Source organism: Blautia sp. MSK17_66 (assembly GCF_020538025.1).
Lineage (GTDB): Bacteria > Bacillota > Clostridia > Lachnospirales > Lachnospiraceae > Blautia_A.
Window position 1 is genome coordinate 22374 of sequence record NZ_JAJBNQ010000015.1, and the last position, 15201, is coordinate 37574.

Below are 15201 nucleotides of genomic sequence, written 5' to 3' on the forward strand. Positions count from 1 at the left end.
GATGAAAAAAGAAGAGTTAAGGTATCTGCAGAGACTGGCAGAACTGTATCCGACTATTGGAAAGGCTTCTACAGAGATCATCAACCTGCAGTCAATTTTGAATCTTCCAAAAGGAACCGAACATTTCATGTCGGACATCCATGGGGAATATGAGGCATTTGCCCATGTGCTCCGCAACGGTTCAGGGGCGGTCCGTAAGAAAATTGATGATGTGTTCGGACATACCCTGAGCAATAATGATAAACGTGCTTTGGCTACACTTATTTATTATCCAAAAGAAAAAATGCGTCTTGTCAAAAAGACAGAAGAAGATATGCAAAACTGGTACAAAATCACATTGTATCGACTGATCGAGGTCTGCAAAACCACCGCTTCCAAATATACCCGGTCTAAAGTCCGCAAGGCATTGCCGGCAGATTATGCCTATGTGATAGAGGAACTGATCACAGAAAAAGCAGAGGTGCTGGATAAAGAAGCGTATTATGATTCCATCGTGGACACGATCATAGAAATCGGACGTGCAGAGAATTTTATTATTGCATTGGCAGAACTGATCCAGCGTCTGGTAGTGGATCATCTGCATATTCTGGGGGACATTTTTGACAGGGGACCGGGTCCTCATTTTATCATGGATCGTCTGATGGAATATCATTCTCTGGATATACAGTGGGGCAATCATGATGCAGTCTGGATGGGCGCTGCGGTAGGGCAGAAGGTCTGCATTGCGACGGTTCTCAGAAACAGCATTCGTTATGGGAATATGGATATTCTGGAAGATGCCTATGGAATCAATCTTCTGCCGCTTGCTACGTTTGCACTGGAAGTCTACAAAGATGATCCGTGTGAAGTATTTGAGATGAAGGGAACTTCGAACTATAATGCGGTAGAAAAAGAACTCGGCAGAAAGATGCATAAGGCAATCTCGATCATTCAGTTTAAGCTGGAAGGACAGCTTATCCGTCGCCATAAAGAGTTTCATATGGAAAATCGCTGCCTGCTCCACAGGATTGATCCGGAAAAGGGAACGATCACACTTCCAGACGGCAAAGAATATCCGCTTCTGGATACGAAGTTTCCGACCATCGACTGGAAGAAACCGTATGAACTGACTTCAGGTGAAAAGGATGTGATGGAGCGGCTGGAGGCTGCGTTCCGTAACTGTGAGAAACTGCAGAAGCATATGCGGCTTCTTCTTGATAAGGGTGGACTTTATAAGACCTTTAACGGAAATCTTCTGTTCCATGGCTGCATACCTTTGAATGAGGACGGAAGTCTCAAGGAAGTTCAGATTTATGGTAAAACCTATAAGGGAAAAGAACTCTACGATGTCCTGGAAGCTTATGTAAGAAGAGCTTTCTTTTCAGTAGATGGAGAAGAACAGCGTAAGGGAAGTGATATTCTCTGGTTTATCTGGGCAAGCCCAAATTCACCGCTGTTTGGCAAAGATAAGATGACAACCTTTGAACGGTATTTTATTGCTGATAAAGAAACGCATAAAGAAATCAAAGGGGCTTACTACCATCTTCTGGAAAATGAAGAAGTTGTAGACAGCCTTCTCAGGGAGTTTGGTCTGGATCCTGCGCAGGGACATATTGTTAACGGACATGTTCCGGTGCATCAGGGTGAAGGAGAAAGTCCTGTGAAATGCGGCGGAAAAGTCATCGTTATTGATGGCGGTTTCTGTAAGGCTTATCATAAAGTTACCGGAATTGCAGGATATACGCTGATCTACAATTCCTACGGACTGATCCTCTGTGCGCATGAATCTTTTACATCCACAGAAGATGCTGTTTCCAAAGAAAGTGATATTGTTTCCAATCGTGTATCGGTTCATTATACAACAAAGAGAAGATTGGTAGGTGATACAGATACCGGAAGGGCACTCAAGGAAAGAATCAGTGAACTGGTACAGCTTTTGGAAGCATATCGAAGAGGAATTATTAAAGAGAAAAAATAAGGAGAAACGAACATGGGTGGAATTTTTGGAGTAGCTTCAAAAAACAGCTGCGTGCTGGATCTGTTTTTTGGAATTGATTATCATTCTCATCTGGGAACCAGACGAGGAGGAATGGCAGTTTATGACAAACAGAAGGGCTTTGACCGTGCAATACATAACATAGAAAACTCACCATTCCGTACAAAATTCGACAAAGATGTTTCAGAATTACAGGGAAATCTTGGAATCGGCTGTATTTCGGATAACGAACCACAGCCACTGCTTGTGCGCTCTCATCTTGGAAATTTTGCGATCACGACAGTCGGCAAGATTAATAATATGGAAGAACTGATCGAGCAGAGCTTCAAAAACGGATGTACACATTTTCTTGAAATGAGCGGCGGAAATGTGAATCCTACAGAAATAGTAGCTTCTCTGATCAACAGCAAAAATTCAATAGCAGAGGGAATCCGCTATGCACAGGAAATGATCGATGGATCCATGACCATGCTGCTTCTGACGCCAAACGGCCTGATCGCAGCCAGAGACCGTCTGGGACGAACACCGCTGATCATCGGATGCAAGGAAGATGCACGTTGTGTTTCTTTTGAAAGCCATGCGTATATTAATCTTGGATATGAGGATGAAAAAGCACTGGGACCAGGAGAAATTGTTTTTGTGACTCCGGAGGGCATTGAGACTCTTCAGAAACCAGGAGAAAAGATGCGTATCTGTTCTTTCCTCTGGGTATACTATGGTTATCCGACTTCTACCTATGAAGGTGTTAATGTAGAAGAGATGCGTTATAAATGCGGAGACATGCTGGCACAAAGAGATGCAGGACAGATCAATCCGGATATTGTGGCCGGTGTTCCGGATTCTGGAATTGCTCATGCGATCGGATATGCAAATCGTTCCGGAGTAGCATTTGCACGTCCATTTATCAAATATACACCAACCTGGCCGCGTTCTTTTATGCCTACACAGCAGAGCCAGAGAAATCTGATAGCCAGAATGAAACTTATCCCTGTACATAAGCTTATCAAGGATAAGAGCCTTCTGATGATCGATGATTCCATTGTCCGCGGTACGCAGCTTCGCGAAACAACAGAATTCCTTTATAGCAATGGAGCAAAAGAAGTACATATCCGTCCTGCCTGCCCGCCGCTGCTCTATGGATGTAAATACCTGAATTTCTCTCGTTCCAAGTCAGAGATGGATCTGATCACAAGAAGGATCATTGCAAAGAGAGAGGGCGAAAACGTGGATGCAAAGGTCCTTGCAGATTATGCGGATCCGGATTCCACTAATTACAAAGAAATGCTGGAAGAAATCCGAAAGGAACTGAACTTTACTACTTTGAAATATCACCGTCTGGATGATCTGACAGCATCTATTGATATTGAACCGTGTAAACTTTGTACATACTGTTGGAGCGGAAAAGAATAATCGCGGTCAAAGCTGAAACGGTCGTGAAATTGAGGTGATACAGATGAGAAGAAAACAGAGACTCAGAGTACTTCTGAAGATTTTGATCTCACTTTTTATTATATTTAGTGCAGCAGCACTTCTGCTGGCCGGAATCAGAAAAAGCAGGATTGAAGCAAGGGAAAGACAGGCGGCAATGGAAGCGCTGAAAAATGCGCCGACAAAAACACCGACAATAACGGTTTCTGTGACACCTTCTCCGACACCAAGACCGACGGCAACACCGACTCCTGTACCTACAGTTGTGGCTGCCTTTGATCCGGATAATTTCTGGGATTACTGGTACAGTACAGATGGAACAGCGACGATCAATGTATATGATATAAGCCTGGACAGGATTTCCTTCAGTTTTTATCAGACAGACCGTGCGCAGACCCAGTCTGTTTCAGCTGATATTACTGCAGAAGTTGCAGGAAATGCAGCAGCATTCTCTTTTTCGGATTCTGCGGGAAATCAGGCATCGGGAAATATCGTCTTTGATAACGGACAATTTTATGTAAAAATTGCGACAGGCGAGCCGGTCAGCTCTGTATATCCGAATGTGAACTGCATCATGAGCCGGGAACAGATATATCTTCAGCCGGATCCGACGGCAACGCCTGTGCCGGAGAATACGGAACAGACCAGTACACAGACCGGAGAATACTTTTTCCCGGACAGTGCAGACCGTTATCTGACAGATGAAGAGATCGCTGCCTACAGTGCAGATCATCTGGAACTGGCCAAGAATGAAATTTACGCCCGCCACGGACGACAATTTGTTACAGAGTATATTTCGGACTATTTCAACAGCAAGTCCTGGTATCAGGGAACGGTAGATCCAGAGACCTTTGACGCTCAGCAGGATTCTGTTTTTAACGAATATGAAATGGCAAACATTGCAAAAATAGCAGAGTGGGAAGAAAGAAAATACGGTGAAGAAAATTAAATAAAGAACACCCGTCAGATACACGAAGAGAATGTCAGAAAAATTCTTTTTACGTAATATCCGGCGGGTGTTTTTTCTTTATAGTATTTTATACTATGCAAAACTATCGAATAGGTTCTTTGTTGTCGGTTCGTCCTACAAGATAATCGATGGTAGTATCATAATAATCAGCAAGACGGATCAGCATTTCAATCGGGATCCCGCGGGAACCGGTTTCGTAATGAGAATAGGAACGCTGGCTGATATGAAGGACTTCGCCAAGCTGTTTCTGGGACAGGTCAGAATCAATTCGGAGATCCTGAATACGTTGATATTTCATGAGAACACCTCCTTAGTTTCTATAAGTATAAAGCAGACCGAAATGTGCTGGTGAATTTGGAGCAAAATGGACTCTGTAAGTTGTGCCGGATGCAATGCAGAGGTTGTATTGCCATCCACTACGCAGTCGAGAAGCTGAAGAACATTATAAAATTATACGCTCTTTAATTCTATTAACGCAGCAATAGATTTGGATTCTGAGAAAGCCTCTCCGATAGCTATTTTTTTCCGGAGAGACTTTCAACAAAACAATCGAAAATTATCCTGAAATTTTGTACAATATGTAGAACCACTTAAAAATGATAAAAAAATTCAAAAATATGTTGTTAAAAGATTGTCATTGTGGTATTTTAAATGGAGCGGAGAAAACAATATTTTATGCGGAAACAAAGAGGGAAAAGTCCTTTGTTGAAAAAATTTGTGAAAAAACACAATGTGACATGACTTAACCCAGGAAAACAGAGTGGGATTACGTCCGTGTTCCTGGGTTAGGCCATGTCGCAAGGCAGAAAATAGAGTTTAAACCGCTTTTTTTCTAAATGTGATTGTTAAAAAATAAACAAAAAACAAAGAGCATCACACAGGGAAAACTACTAAATCCCACGGAAAAAACAAACAAATTCCAGGGGAAAGACGGTATAATCCCACAAACCCCATGAAAGGAGTTTATTATGAGCAGCAAAATTACTATTATCGGAGCTGGAAGCGTTGGATCTACAATTGCCTATACACTGGCACATGATGAGATTGCTTCTGAGATTGTTCTGATTGACATCAACAAAGAAAAGGTGGAAGGAGAGGTTATGGACATTGAGCAGGGAACCTGCTTCAGAAGTCCCGTATCTCTGACCGCAGGAGATTATGCAGATGCAAAAGACTCCGACATTGTAATCATCACATCCGGAATTGCCCGTAAACCTGGGCAGACCCGAATTGAACTTACTCAGACAAATGTTAATATTCTGAAGAGCATTACTCCTCAGATTGTAAAAGAAGCTCCAAATGCAAAGTATATCATCGTAAGTAATCCGGTAGATATTATGACTTATGTATTTACCAAGATTTCCGGTCTTTCGGAGAATCAGATCATGGGATCCGGAACCATCCTTGACACAGCCAGACTTCGCTATGGACTTTCCGAGCACTTTAAAGTTGCACAGAGAAATATCCATGCTTATGTATTTGGTGAGCATGGTGACACTTCCTTTATTCCATGGACAAGTGCTTACATTTCCGGTCTGAGCACAGATGAATATTACGAAGAAATGAAAGCGTATGGCAAGGAAATAGAACCATTAGACAAAGAAGCTATGCTGGAATATGTACAGAAATCCGGCGGACAGGTTATTGCAAAGAAAGGTGCGACCTTCTATGCAGTATCTGCAACTGTTTGTCAGCTGGTTGGTCTGATTCTGGCTGCCTCTGATTCTCTTGCAACTGTATCCTCTATGCTTCATGGAGAGTATGGAATCGAAGATGTATGCCTTAGCACCCTTACTCTTGTAGGACCAAATGGAATTCAGGGAAAAGTCCAGATGCGTATGAACAATGAGGAAGTAGCACTTCTTAAGAAGAGTGCAGAAGCATTAAAAGAAGTAATCGCACAGATCGAGCTTTAATAATACCAGCAAAGATACCCCGACTTCTTTTTTAAAAACGATAAGTCGGGTTCCACTTTGCCTGAGCAAGAAAGGAAAAGAAGCATGAAGTACAGTTATTATCCAGGATGTACCCTGAAGAATAAAGCAAAAGATCTGGATGAATATGCCAGAGCTTCTGCAAAAGCACTGGGCTTCGAAATGGAAGAGATCAAAGACTGGCAGTGCTGCGGCGGAGTATATCCCCTTGGCAGCGACGAGATTGCCACCAAGCTTTCTTCCGTCCGTGCTTTAAATGATGCAAAAGAAAAAGGACAGGATCTGATCACAGTCTGTTCAGCCTGTCATCATGTGCTTAAACGTGTGAACGATGACATGAAAAATGTGGAAGATATTTGCACAAGAGCAAACAATTATCTGAAACTGGATGCCCCGTATGAAGGAGAGACAAATGTCCTTCATTATCTGGAGGTTCTTCGTGATGAAGTAGGATTTGATGAAATCAAGAAGAAAGTTGTCAATCCGTTAAAGGGTAAAAAAATCGGTGCTTATTATGGATGCCTTCTTTTAAGACCGGGAAAGATCATGGCATTTGATAATCCGGAAAACCCGACTATCATGGAAGAGTTCATCCGTGCTCTTGGAGCAGAACCGGTTATTTATCCATACCGCAATGAGTGCTGCGGCGGTTATATTTCCCTGAAGGAAAAAGATATGGCACAGAACATGTGTGAAAAGATCATGGACAGTGCAAAAGGGTTCGAAGCAGACATGCTGATCACAGCCTGTCCTCTTTGTATGTATAATCTTAGAAAGAACGGAAATGGTGCTCTTCCTGTTTACTATTTTACAGAACTTCTTGCAGAAGCTCTTGGAGTAAAAGAGGAGGTGGCGAAGTAATGGTTTATACATATGGAAATGCCCAGAATGCAGCTGAAAGAATCAAAGAGATTTCAGGAGTAAATCCCCTGAAATGTATGAAATGCGGTAAATGCTCCGCAACCTGTCCTGCATTTAATGAAATGGATATTAAACCTCACCAGTTTGTAACTTATGTACAGAATGGCGATATAGACGCACTTGCACAGTCCAAATCCTTATGGAAATGTCTTTCCTGTTTTGCCTGTGTAGAGCGCTGTCCAAGAGATGTAAAACCAGGAAAACTGATTGATGCTGCCAGACAGCTGGTTGTCCGTGAACGAGGCCAGAACTACCTGGAGGCAGACGAGATTCCGGAACTGATCGATGAGGAAACACCTCAGCAGCTCCTGGTAAGTGCATTCAGAAGATACAGGAGGTGAGAGAAAAGTGCAGAGAATAGGTGTATTTGTATGTCATTGTGGTACCAACATTGCAGCCACAGTTGATGTAAAAAAAGTAGTGGAAATGGCTGCAAAGGAGCCAGGCGTCGTTCATGCTGAAGACTATCAGTATATGTGTTCTGAAGCTGGACAGGCAAAAATTATCAATGCCATCCATGAAAAAAATCTGACAGGAATCGTTGTATGTTCCTGTTCCCCGCGTATGCATGAAGCTACCTTCCGCAAGGCAGCAGCAAAGGCGGGATTAAACCCATATATGGTAGAGATTGCTAATATTCGTGAGCATTGTTCCTGGATCCACAAGGATATGGAGGAAGCTACCTTAAAGGCAGTGATCCTTGCAAGAGCAGCAATCGCAAAAGTAAATTTAGATGCTCCTCTTCAGCCGGGAGAGAGTCTTGTAACAAAACGTGCACTTGTAATCGGCGGTGGTATCGCAGGAATCCAGTCTGCACTTGATATTGCAGAAGCCGGCTATGAGGTTGATATTGTTGAGAAACTTCCAAGTATTGGCGGAAGAATGTCACAGCTTGATAAGACATTCCCAACACTTGACTGTTCTGCATGTATTCTTACTCCCAAAATGGTAGAGGCTGCAGCACATGAGAGAATCAATATTTATACATATAGTGAAGTTGAAAAGGTAAGCGGATTTGTGGGTGACTTCACAGTTGATATCCGTAAGAAAGCAAGAAGTGTGGATATGAGTAAATGTACCGGCTGCGGTGTTTGCTCTGAGAAATGTCCATCTAAGAAAAATGCAAATGAATTTAACCGCGGACTGAATAACAGAAGTGCTATTTATATTCCGTTTGCCCAGGCAATTCCAAATGTTCCGGTTATTGACCGTGAGAATTGTATTAAATTCAAAACCGGAAAATGCGGTGCCTGTTCCAAGGTTTGTGCAGCAGGTGCAATCGACTATGAGCAGAAGGATGAGATTGTTACACAGAAATACGGCGCAATTGTAGTTGCAACCGGTTTCGATGTAATCCCTCTTGATAAATATGATGAGTATGCATACAGCCAGAGTAAGGATGTTATCACATCCCTTGAGCTTGAGCGTATCATGAATGCGGCAGGACCTACAAAGGGTCATCTTGAGAGACTTTCTGATGGAAAAGCTCCTAAGAATATTGTATTCGTACAGTGTGTCGGAAGTCGTTGCTCTGATGAGAGGGGAAAGAGCTACTGCTCCAAGATCTGTTGTATGTATACTGCAAAGCATGCAATGCTGATCCGCGATAAATATCCGGATACAAATGTAACCGTATTCTATATTGATGTCCGTACTCCGGGTAAGAACTTCGATGAGTTTTATAGAAGAGCTGTTGAAGATTACGGTGTTAATTATGTAAAAGGTCAGGTTGGAAAGGTTATTCCGCAGCCGGATGGAACTCTTATGGTTCAGGCTTCTGATCTCCTTGAAAACAAACAGATTCATATGGAAGCAGACATGGTAGTTCTTGCAGCGGCTATTGAGCCAAATAAGGATGTGAGAAAAATTGCAACCATGCTTACCGCAAGCATTGATACCAACAATTTCCTTACAGAAGCACATGCAAAGCTTCGTCCGGTAGAGTCTCCTACAGCTGGTATTTTCCTTTCCGGTGTATGCCAGGGACCGAAGGATATTCCGGAAACAGTAGCACAGGCTGGTGCAGCAGCAGTAAAGGCAATCGGCCTTCTTGCAAAAGATAAGCTGACAACTAATCCATGTACTGCTCATTCTGACGAGCTTCTTTGCAACGGATGCTCTCAGTGTGCAAATGTGTGTCCATATGGTGCTATTTCCTATGAGGAAAAACAGGTAAATGACCACGGAATCCGTGAAACAAGAAGAATTGCAGTAGTAAACAATGCTCTTTGCCAGGGCTGCGGTGCATGTACCGTAACCTGTCCATCAGGAGCAATGGATCTGCAGGGATTCTCCAACAGACAGATTTTAGCGGAGGTAGATGCAATATGTCGATAGAAGCAAAAGAAGAATTTAGACCCAAGATCGTGGCATTCTGCTGTAACTGGTGCAGCTACGCAGGTGCAGACCTTGCAGGAAGCAGCCGTCTTTCCTACCCGGCTGATGTAAAGATTATTCGTGTGCCATGCTCTTGCCGTGTAAATCCAATGTTCATCCTCCGTGCCTTTGAAAAGGGTGCTGACGGAGTGATCATGTGTGGCTGTCATCCGGGAGACTGTCATTACACAACAGGAAATTATTATGCAAGAAGACGTATGACCCTTCTTTTCTCCATGCTGGATTTCATTGGTGTAGAAAACGGACGTACCCGTGTAGAGTGGGTATCTGCCGCTGAAGGTGTAAAATTCTCCCAGACCATGAATGAGTTTGTGGAAAAAATTTATTCTTTGGGTAAAAACGTCAGATTGGAGGATTTAAGATGCAGGAACTGATCACCCGTGCAAAAGAACTGCTGGCTGATGGAACCGTAGTGCGTGTTCTTGGCTGGAAAGCTGGAGACCTGTCTTACAATCCGGAAGCAGCATATTTTGAAACAGCAGAAAGCCTGGATGAATTTGTTTACAATGGCTTCTGCGGACAGAACTTAAGTAAAATGATGATCGAGGCTTCCAAATTAGAGGGAAAAACCCTTGTCTGTCTGAAGCCTTGTGATACCTATAGCTTTAACCAGCTGATCAAAGAACATCGCGTGGATCGTGAAAAGGCCTATATTATTGGTGTTGGATGCAAAGGAAAGCTGAATGTGGAGAAGCTTCGAGAAATGGGAATCAAGGGAATCAAAAGTATTTCCGGAGCAGAGCTTACAGATGCCTGTGAGGAGCTTCATATTTCCACAATCTATGGTGACAAGACCATAGCCTACAAGGAGGCAATGCTGGAGCGCTGCCATGTATGCAAGGGAAAAGAGCATATGATCTATGATGAGATCATCGGCGAGTCCAAGGATACAAAGGATGCAGACCGTTTTGCAGAAGTTGAGAAAATTGAGAAAATGAGCCCGGAAGAGCGTTTTGCATTTTTTCAGAAGGAGCTCAGTAAATGTATCCGCTGCAACGCATGCCGCAATGCATGTCCGGCCTGTAGCTGCCGTAAATGTGTGTTCGACAGCACCAAGTTTGACAGTGCCCAGAAGGCAAACGTGGATTCCTTTGAAGAAAAAATGTTCCACATTATCCGTGCATTCCACGTTGCAGGAAGATGTACAGACTGTGGCGAGTGCAGCCGTGTTTGTCCGCAGGGGATTCCGCTTCACCTGTTTAATCGTAAATTTATCAAAGATATTGATACCTTCTACGGCGAATATCAGGCAGGAGCAGATGACCAGTCAAAAGGCCCGCTGACCAGCTTTACATTTGATGATGTAGAGCCAGGTGTAGTGGCAGAAAGGGGATAATGTATGTATAAGATTGAAAAAGAAAATCTGGAAGCATTATTCCGGAAAATCGCAGAAAGCCAGGATCTGATCCTTCCGATCAAAAAGGCAGGACAGACCAACTTCGGCCTTTGGAATGAAGGAGAAGAGGCTGATCTTGATACACTGAAAACCGTAAAATCCGGTAAAGATGCCTTTTTCCCACAGAGCGAAACTCTTTATACCTGCGTTCGTGATGGAAAGAAGCTGACTGTTGAACCGGAAGAGCTTAGAAGCAGTCCTTTCGTTGTATTTGGCATGAAAGCCTGCGATGTAAAGGGTATGGAAGTGTTGGATAAGGTTTTCCTTGCAGATCCTATTGACACTTTTTATGCTGCAAGAAGAGACCATGGAACTATCGTTGCAATGGCATGCCATGAACCGGAGGAGTCCTGTTTCTGTAAGGTTTTTGAAACAGATGCAGCAGATCCTGCAGCTGATGTGGCTGTCTGGATGGTAGAAGGAACACTTTACTGGAAAGCAATCAGTGAAAAAGGTCAGTCTCTTACAGAAGCAGTTAAAGACCTTCTTACAGATGCAGATGCCTCTGATGAAGCAAAGGTTTCTGCTGAAAAAGAAGCAATCCATAATATTGTAGAGCAGCTTCCATATACACATCTTTCTCTGGAAGGATGGGATGGAAATGCAACCGATGAGAAGTTTAATTCTCCTGTATGGGAGACTTTATATAAACCATGCCTGGCATGCGGAACCTGTACTTTTGTATGCCCTACCTGCCAGTGCTATGACATCAAGGATTACGACACAGGACACGGTGTAAAACGTTATCGTTGCTGGGATTCCTGTATGTATTCTGACTTCACAATGATGGCTCATGGAAATAACCGTACCAGCCAGATGCAGAGATTCCGTCAGAGATTCATGCATAAGCTTGTCTATTTCCCGGCTAACAATAATGGCATGTATTCCTGCGTGGGATGCGGCCGTTGCGTGGAAAAATGCCCGTCATCACTGAATATTGTGAAGGTGATCAAGGCTTTTGAAAAGCATGGAGGTGAAAAGTAATGAGCGAATGTACCTGTCATAAAAACTACACACTGGATACGTTGATCCCACAGGTTGGCGTGATCACAGACATTCATGAGGAGACTCCGGATGTAAAAACCTTCTGCGTAACTGCACCGGACGGAGGCAAGCTTTTCGAGCATATGCCAGGTCAGTGTGCAATGGTTTGTGCACCAGGAGTAAGTGAGGGTATGTTTTCCATTACCTCTTCTCCTACAAACAAAGAATATCAGGAATTTAGTATCAAAAGATGCGGAGATCTGACCTCTTATCTGCACAGCCTTCAGGTTGGTGATGAGATCACAGTACGAGGACCATACGGAAACCATTTCCCGGTAGAAGATAAGCTGAAAGGCAAAAATCTTCTGTTTATTGCCGGAGGTATTGGTCTTGCACCGCTTCGTTCCGTAATTAATTACGTGCTGGACAACCGGGATGACTATGGTACTGTAGATATTCTTTACGGTTCTCGTTCTGCAGACGATCTTGTAAAATTAAAAGAGATCCAGGAAGTCTGGATGAATGCAAAAGATGTAAATGTATACCTGACCATTGACCGTGAGCAGGAAGGCTGGGACGGACATGTTGGCTTCGTACCTACATACCTGAAAGAAATCGGTTTTGATACAAATAAAGTAGCCCTTGTCTGCGGACCGCCAATCATGATCAAGTTCGTACTTCAGGGACTGGAAGAGCTTGGATTTACAAGAACTCAGGTTTATACAACATTGGAGCTTCGTATGAAATGCGGTGTTGGTAAATGCGGACGCTGCAATATTGGATCTAAGTACGTATGTAAGGATGGTCCGGTATTCAGAATGGACGAAATTGACCAGTTACCGGATGAGTACTAAGCAAATAATTGACAATCAGAAGAAAGGAACAACCCAACATGGAAAATATGGTAAACGTATATTTCTTCGGTAAAAAATACACTGTACCTGCAGACCTGACCATTATGACAGCTATGGAATATGCAGGCTACACATTAAAAAGAGGCTGCGGCTGCCGTCATGGATTCTGCGGTGCCTGCGCAACCATTTACAGAATCAAAGGGGATAACGAACTGAAAACCTGTCTTGCCTGTCAGACACAGGTACAGGAAGGCATGTATGTGGCAAGCATCCCATTCTTCCCTACTGACAAGAGAATTTACAACATGGAAGAGCTTCAGCCGAACCAGCAGGTAATGATGGAACTTTATCCTGAAATTTACAGCTGTATTGGATGTAATGCATGTACAAAAGCATGTACCCAGGACTTAAATGTAATGCAGTATATTGCATATGCACAGAGAGGCGAGCTTGAGAAATGTGCTGAGGAATCCTTTGACTGTGTAAGCTGCGGATGCTGTTCCGTAAGATGCCCGGCTGGTATTTCCCATCCAATGGTTGGTCTTCTGGCAAGACGTCTCACAGGTAAATACATTGCCCCGAAGAGCGAACACCTTGCAAAACGTGTGGAAGAGATTCACGAGGGTAAATATGATGACCTGATCGAGCAGATCATGCAGAAACCGATCACTGACATGCAGGAACTTTACAACAACAGAGAAATTGAGAAATAAGGAGGGCGTAAAAAAATGTATGCACCATATCCAGAAAATATGATGGAATCCATCAAAAAGGTAGAGGCTACAAGAGCAGAGCGTATGGCAACAGAGCCAAAACGTCTGACCGCTGATGAGAAAGACACTCTTCTTAAGAAATTCCATCCGGATTATAACCCAGATGCATTTGCCGAAATCAAGGTAGGACCAAACAAAGGTCAGAAAGCACCACTTGAACTGGCAGAAATGCTTCATTCCGAAAGCCGTTTGCTGAACGAAAAAATTGACCTTAATAAAATCGATTATGATGTAGATGTACTTGTAATCGGCGGCGGCGGTGCAGGCTCCTCCTGTGCCATCGAAGCCCACAATGCAGGTGCTGATGTTATGATCGTCACAAAGCTTCGTATTGGTGATGCCAACACCATGATGGCAGAGGGTGGAATCCAGGCAGCAGACAAAGAAAACGATTCTCCCGTACAGCACTATCTGGACTGCTTCGGCGGCGGACATTTTGCCGCAAAGCCTGAACTGGTAAAGAGACTTGTAATGGAAGCTCCTGATGCCATCAAATGGCTGAATGACCTTGGCGTTGAATTTGATAAAGAAGAAGACGGAACCATGATCACAACACATGGCGGCGGTACTTCCAGAAAGAGAATGCATGCTGCAAAGGACTATTCCGGATCCGAGATCATGCGTACCATCAGAGATGAGGTTATCAACCTTGGTATTCCTGTAGTTGAGTTCACTTCTGCTGTTGAGCTTCTGAAGGATGAAAAGGGACAGGTAGCAGGTGCTGTTCTTCTTAACATGGAAACAGGAGATTACTCTGTTGCAAGAGCAAAGACTGTAGTAATCGCAACAGGTGGTGCAGGAAGAATGCATTATCAGGGATTCCCGACATCTAACCACTACGGTGCAACTGCAGATGGTCTTGTGCTTGGATACAGAGCAGGTGCTTCTCTTCTTTATCAGGATTCCATTCAGTATCATCCAACCGGTGCAATCTATCCGTCACAGATCCTTGGTGCACTGGTAACTGAGAAGGTTCGTTCCGTTGGTGCACAGCTTGTAAACGTAAACGGAGAAGCTTATATCCATCCACTTGAAACACGTGATGTAAACGCTTCTGGTGTTATCCGTGAATGTGAAGAAGGCCGTGGCGTGGAAGTTCCGGGCGGATTAAAAGGTGTATGGCTTGATACTCCAATGATCGAGATTCTTGGAGGCGAAGGCACCATCGAAAAGAGAATTCCGGCTATGTTCCGTATGTACATGAACTATGGCATTGATATGCGAAAAGTGCCGATCGTGATCTATCCAACACTTCATTATCAGAATGGTGGTCTGGAAATCGACGGAGACGGATTTACAAAGGAAATTCCAAACCTCTTAGTTGCGGGAGAAGCAGCAGGCGGAATCCACGGAAGAAACAGACTGATGGGTAACTCTCTTCTGGATGTAATCGTATTTGGAAGAAATGCCGGTAAAAAAGCAGCTGCAAAATGCAAAGACGTAGAACTTGGAGAAATGAATCTGAATCACGTTTATGCATATGAAGAAGAACTGAAAGAAGCAGATGTACATACTGATAAGGTATCTCCATTACTGCTTCCGAAATACGCTCGTCACGAACAGCGATAA

The 15201-nt window shown here is 43.6% G+C and carries 14 protein-coding genes; 13 read left to right on the forward strand and 1 reads right to left on the reverse strand.

The genetic code is table 11. The annotated features are described in order from the left end of the window. Position 1: 1 nt before the first annotated feature. Genes LIR34_RS09315 through LIR34_RS09325 form a run of 3 tightly spaced genes read left to right on the forward strand, consistent with a single transcriptional unit; the run spans position 2 to position 4352 of the window. Positions 2-1957 carry a fructose-1,6-bisphosphatase gene (locus LIR34_RS09315; RefSeq protein WP_173902595.1) on the forward strand — a complete coding sequence of 652 codons (1956 nt, stop codon included), beginning with the start codon at positions 2-4 and terminating at the stop codon, positions 1955-1957. Between the two features lie 12 nt (positions 1958-1969). Continuing rightward, a complete protein-coding gene (locus LIR34_RS09320) occupies positions 1970-3385 on the forward strand; it encodes an amidophosphoribosyltransferase (protein WP_173902596.1) in 1416 nt (471 codons plus the stop codon). Between the two features lie 43 nt (positions 3386-3428). Then, on the forward strand, positions 3429-4352 hold the full coding sequence (locus LIR34_RS09325; protein WP_173902597.1) for a YARHG domain-containing protein: 924 nt from the start codon (positions 3429-3431) through the stop codon (positions 4350-4352). Positions 4353-4455: 103 nt separating this feature from the next. Here the strand turns inward: LIR34_RS09325 and LIR34_RS09330 are convergent, their stop codons facing one another. Further along, positions 4456-4671, reverse strand: coding sequence for a helix-turn-helix domain-containing protein (locus tag LIR34_RS09330; RefSeq protein WP_161285237.1), 216 nt, complete (start codon positions 4669-4671; stop codon positions 4456-4458). 670 nt (positions 4672-5341) lie between these two features. Between LIR34_RS09330 and LIR34_RS09335 the strand changes: the two genes are divergently transcribed. The 10 genes from LIR34_RS09335 (at position 5342) to LIR34_RS09380 (ending at position 15201) form a co-directional block, all read left to right on the forward strand. Beyond that, positions 5342-6289: an L-lactate dehydrogenase gene (locus LIR34_RS09335; RefSeq protein WP_118698730.1), complete on the forward strand. Its 948-nt coding sequence runs from the start codon at positions 5342-5344 to the stop codon at positions 6287-6289. 84 nt (positions 6290-6373) lie between these two features. After that, a complete protein-coding gene (locus tag LIR34_RS09340) occupies positions 6374-7168 on the forward strand; it encodes a CoB--CoM heterodisulfide reductase iron-sulfur subunit B family protein (protein WP_118698729.1) in 795 nt (264 codons plus the stop codon). Next, entirely contained in the window at positions 7168-7569 is a 402-nt protein-coding gene (locus LIR34_RS09345; RefSeq protein WP_173902598.1) for a 4Fe-4S dicluster domain-containing protein, read from the forward strand. Before LIR34_RS09340 ends, LIR34_RS09345 begins: the two co-directional genes overlap by 1 nt. 7 nt (positions 7570-7576) lie before the next feature. Next, complete coding sequence (locus LIR34_RS09350) at positions 7577-9565, forward strand: CoB--CoM heterodisulfide reductase iron-sulfur subunit A family protein (protein ID WP_173902599.1); 1989 nt, start codon at positions 7577-7579, stop codon at positions 9563-9565. Beyond that, complete coding sequence (locus tag LIR34_RS09355) at positions 9556-9999, forward strand: hydrogenase iron-sulfur subunit (RefSeq protein WP_117851105.1); 444 nt, start codon at positions 9556-9558, stop codon at positions 9997-9999. Before LIR34_RS09350 ends, LIR34_RS09355 begins: the two co-directional genes overlap by 10 nt. Then, positions 9987-10961 (forward strand): 4Fe-4S dicluster domain-containing protein, encoded by a 975-nt coding sequence (locus tag LIR34_RS09360; RefSeq protein ID WP_173902600.1) that lies wholly within the window; start codon positions 9987-9989, stop codon positions 10959-10961. Before LIR34_RS09355 ends, LIR34_RS09360 begins: the two co-directional genes overlap by 13 nt. A 3-nt stretch (positions 10962-10964) precedes the next feature. Continuing rightward, positions 10965-12005, forward strand: coding sequence for a 4Fe-4S dicluster domain-containing protein (locus tag LIR34_RS09365; RefSeq protein WP_173902601.1), 1041 nt, complete (start codon positions 10965-10967; stop codon positions 12003-12005). Next, the gene (locus LIR34_RS09370; RefSeq protein WP_118698723.1) at positions 12005-12859 is read left to right on the forward strand and encodes an FAD/NAD(P)-binding protein; all 855 of its coding nucleotides are present in this window, start codon (positions 12005-12007) and stop codon (positions 12857-12859) included. Before LIR34_RS09365 ends, LIR34_RS09370 begins: the two co-directional genes overlap by 1 nt. A 38-nt stretch (positions 12860-12897) precedes the next feature. Beyond that, positions 12898-13572, forward strand: coding sequence for a 2Fe-2S iron-sulfur cluster-binding protein (locus LIR34_RS09375; protein WP_161285233.1), 675 nt, complete (start codon positions 12898-12900; stop codon positions 13570-13572). Between the two features lie 15 nt (positions 13573-13587). Beyond that, positions 13588-15201 carry an FAD-dependent oxidoreductase gene (locus LIR34_RS09380; protein WP_161285232.1) on the forward strand — a complete coding sequence of 538 codons (1614 nt, stop codon included), beginning with the start codon at positions 13588-13590 and terminating at the stop codon, positions 15199-15201.

Bases quoted from the DNA above. Each gene is read 5' to 3' on its own strand.
- LIR34_RS09315 (WP_173902595.1), top strand. From the start codon at position 2: ATGAAAAAAGAAGAGTTAAGGTATCTGCAGAGACTGGCAGAACTGTAT.
- LIR34_RS09320 (WP_173902596.1), top strand. From the start codon at position 1,970: ATGGGTGGAATTTTTGGAGTAGCTTCAAAAAACAGCTGCGTGCTGGAT.
- LIR34_RS09325 (WP_173902597.1), top strand. From the start codon at position 3,429: ATGAGAAGAAAACAGAGACTCAGAGTACTTCTGAAGATTTTGATCTCA.
- LIR34_RS09330 (WP_161285237.1), bottom strand. From the start codon at position 4,671: ATGAAATATCAACGTATTCAGGATCTCCGAATTGATTCTGACCTGTCC.
- LIR34_RS09335 (WP_118698730.1), top strand. From the start codon at position 5,342: ATGAGCAGCAAAATTACTATTATCGGAGCTGGAAGCGTTGGATCTACA.
- LIR34_RS09340 (WP_118698729.1), top strand. From the start codon at position 6,374: ATGAAGTACAGTTATTATCCAGGATGTACCCTGAAGAATAAAGCAAAA.
- LIR34_RS09345 (WP_173902598.1), top strand. From the start codon at position 7,168: ATGGTTTATACATATGGAAATGCCCAGAATGCAGCTGAAAGAATCAAA.
- LIR34_RS09355 (WP_117851105.1), top strand. From the start codon at position 9,556: ATGTCGATAGAAGCAAAAGAAGAATTTAGACCCAAGATCGTGGCATTC.
- LIR34_RS09360 (WP_173902600.1), top strand. From the start codon at position 9,987: ATGCAGGAACTGATCACCCGTGCAAAAGAACTGCTGGCTGATGGAACC.
- LIR34_RS09365 (WP_173902601.1), top strand. From the start codon at position 10,965: ATGTATAAGATTGAAAAAGAAAATCTGGAAGCATTATTCCGGAAAATC.
- LIR34_RS09370 (WP_118698723.1), top strand. From the start codon at position 12,005: ATGAGCGAATGTACCTGTCATAAAAACTACACACTGGATACGTTGATC.
- LIR34_RS09375 (WP_161285233.1), top strand. From the start codon at position 12,898: ATGGAAAATATGGTAAACGTATATTTCTTCGGTAAAAAATACACTGTA.
- LIR34_RS09380 (WP_161285232.1), top strand. From the start codon at position 13,588: ATGTATGCACCATATCCAGAAAATATGATGGAATCCATCAAAAAGGTA.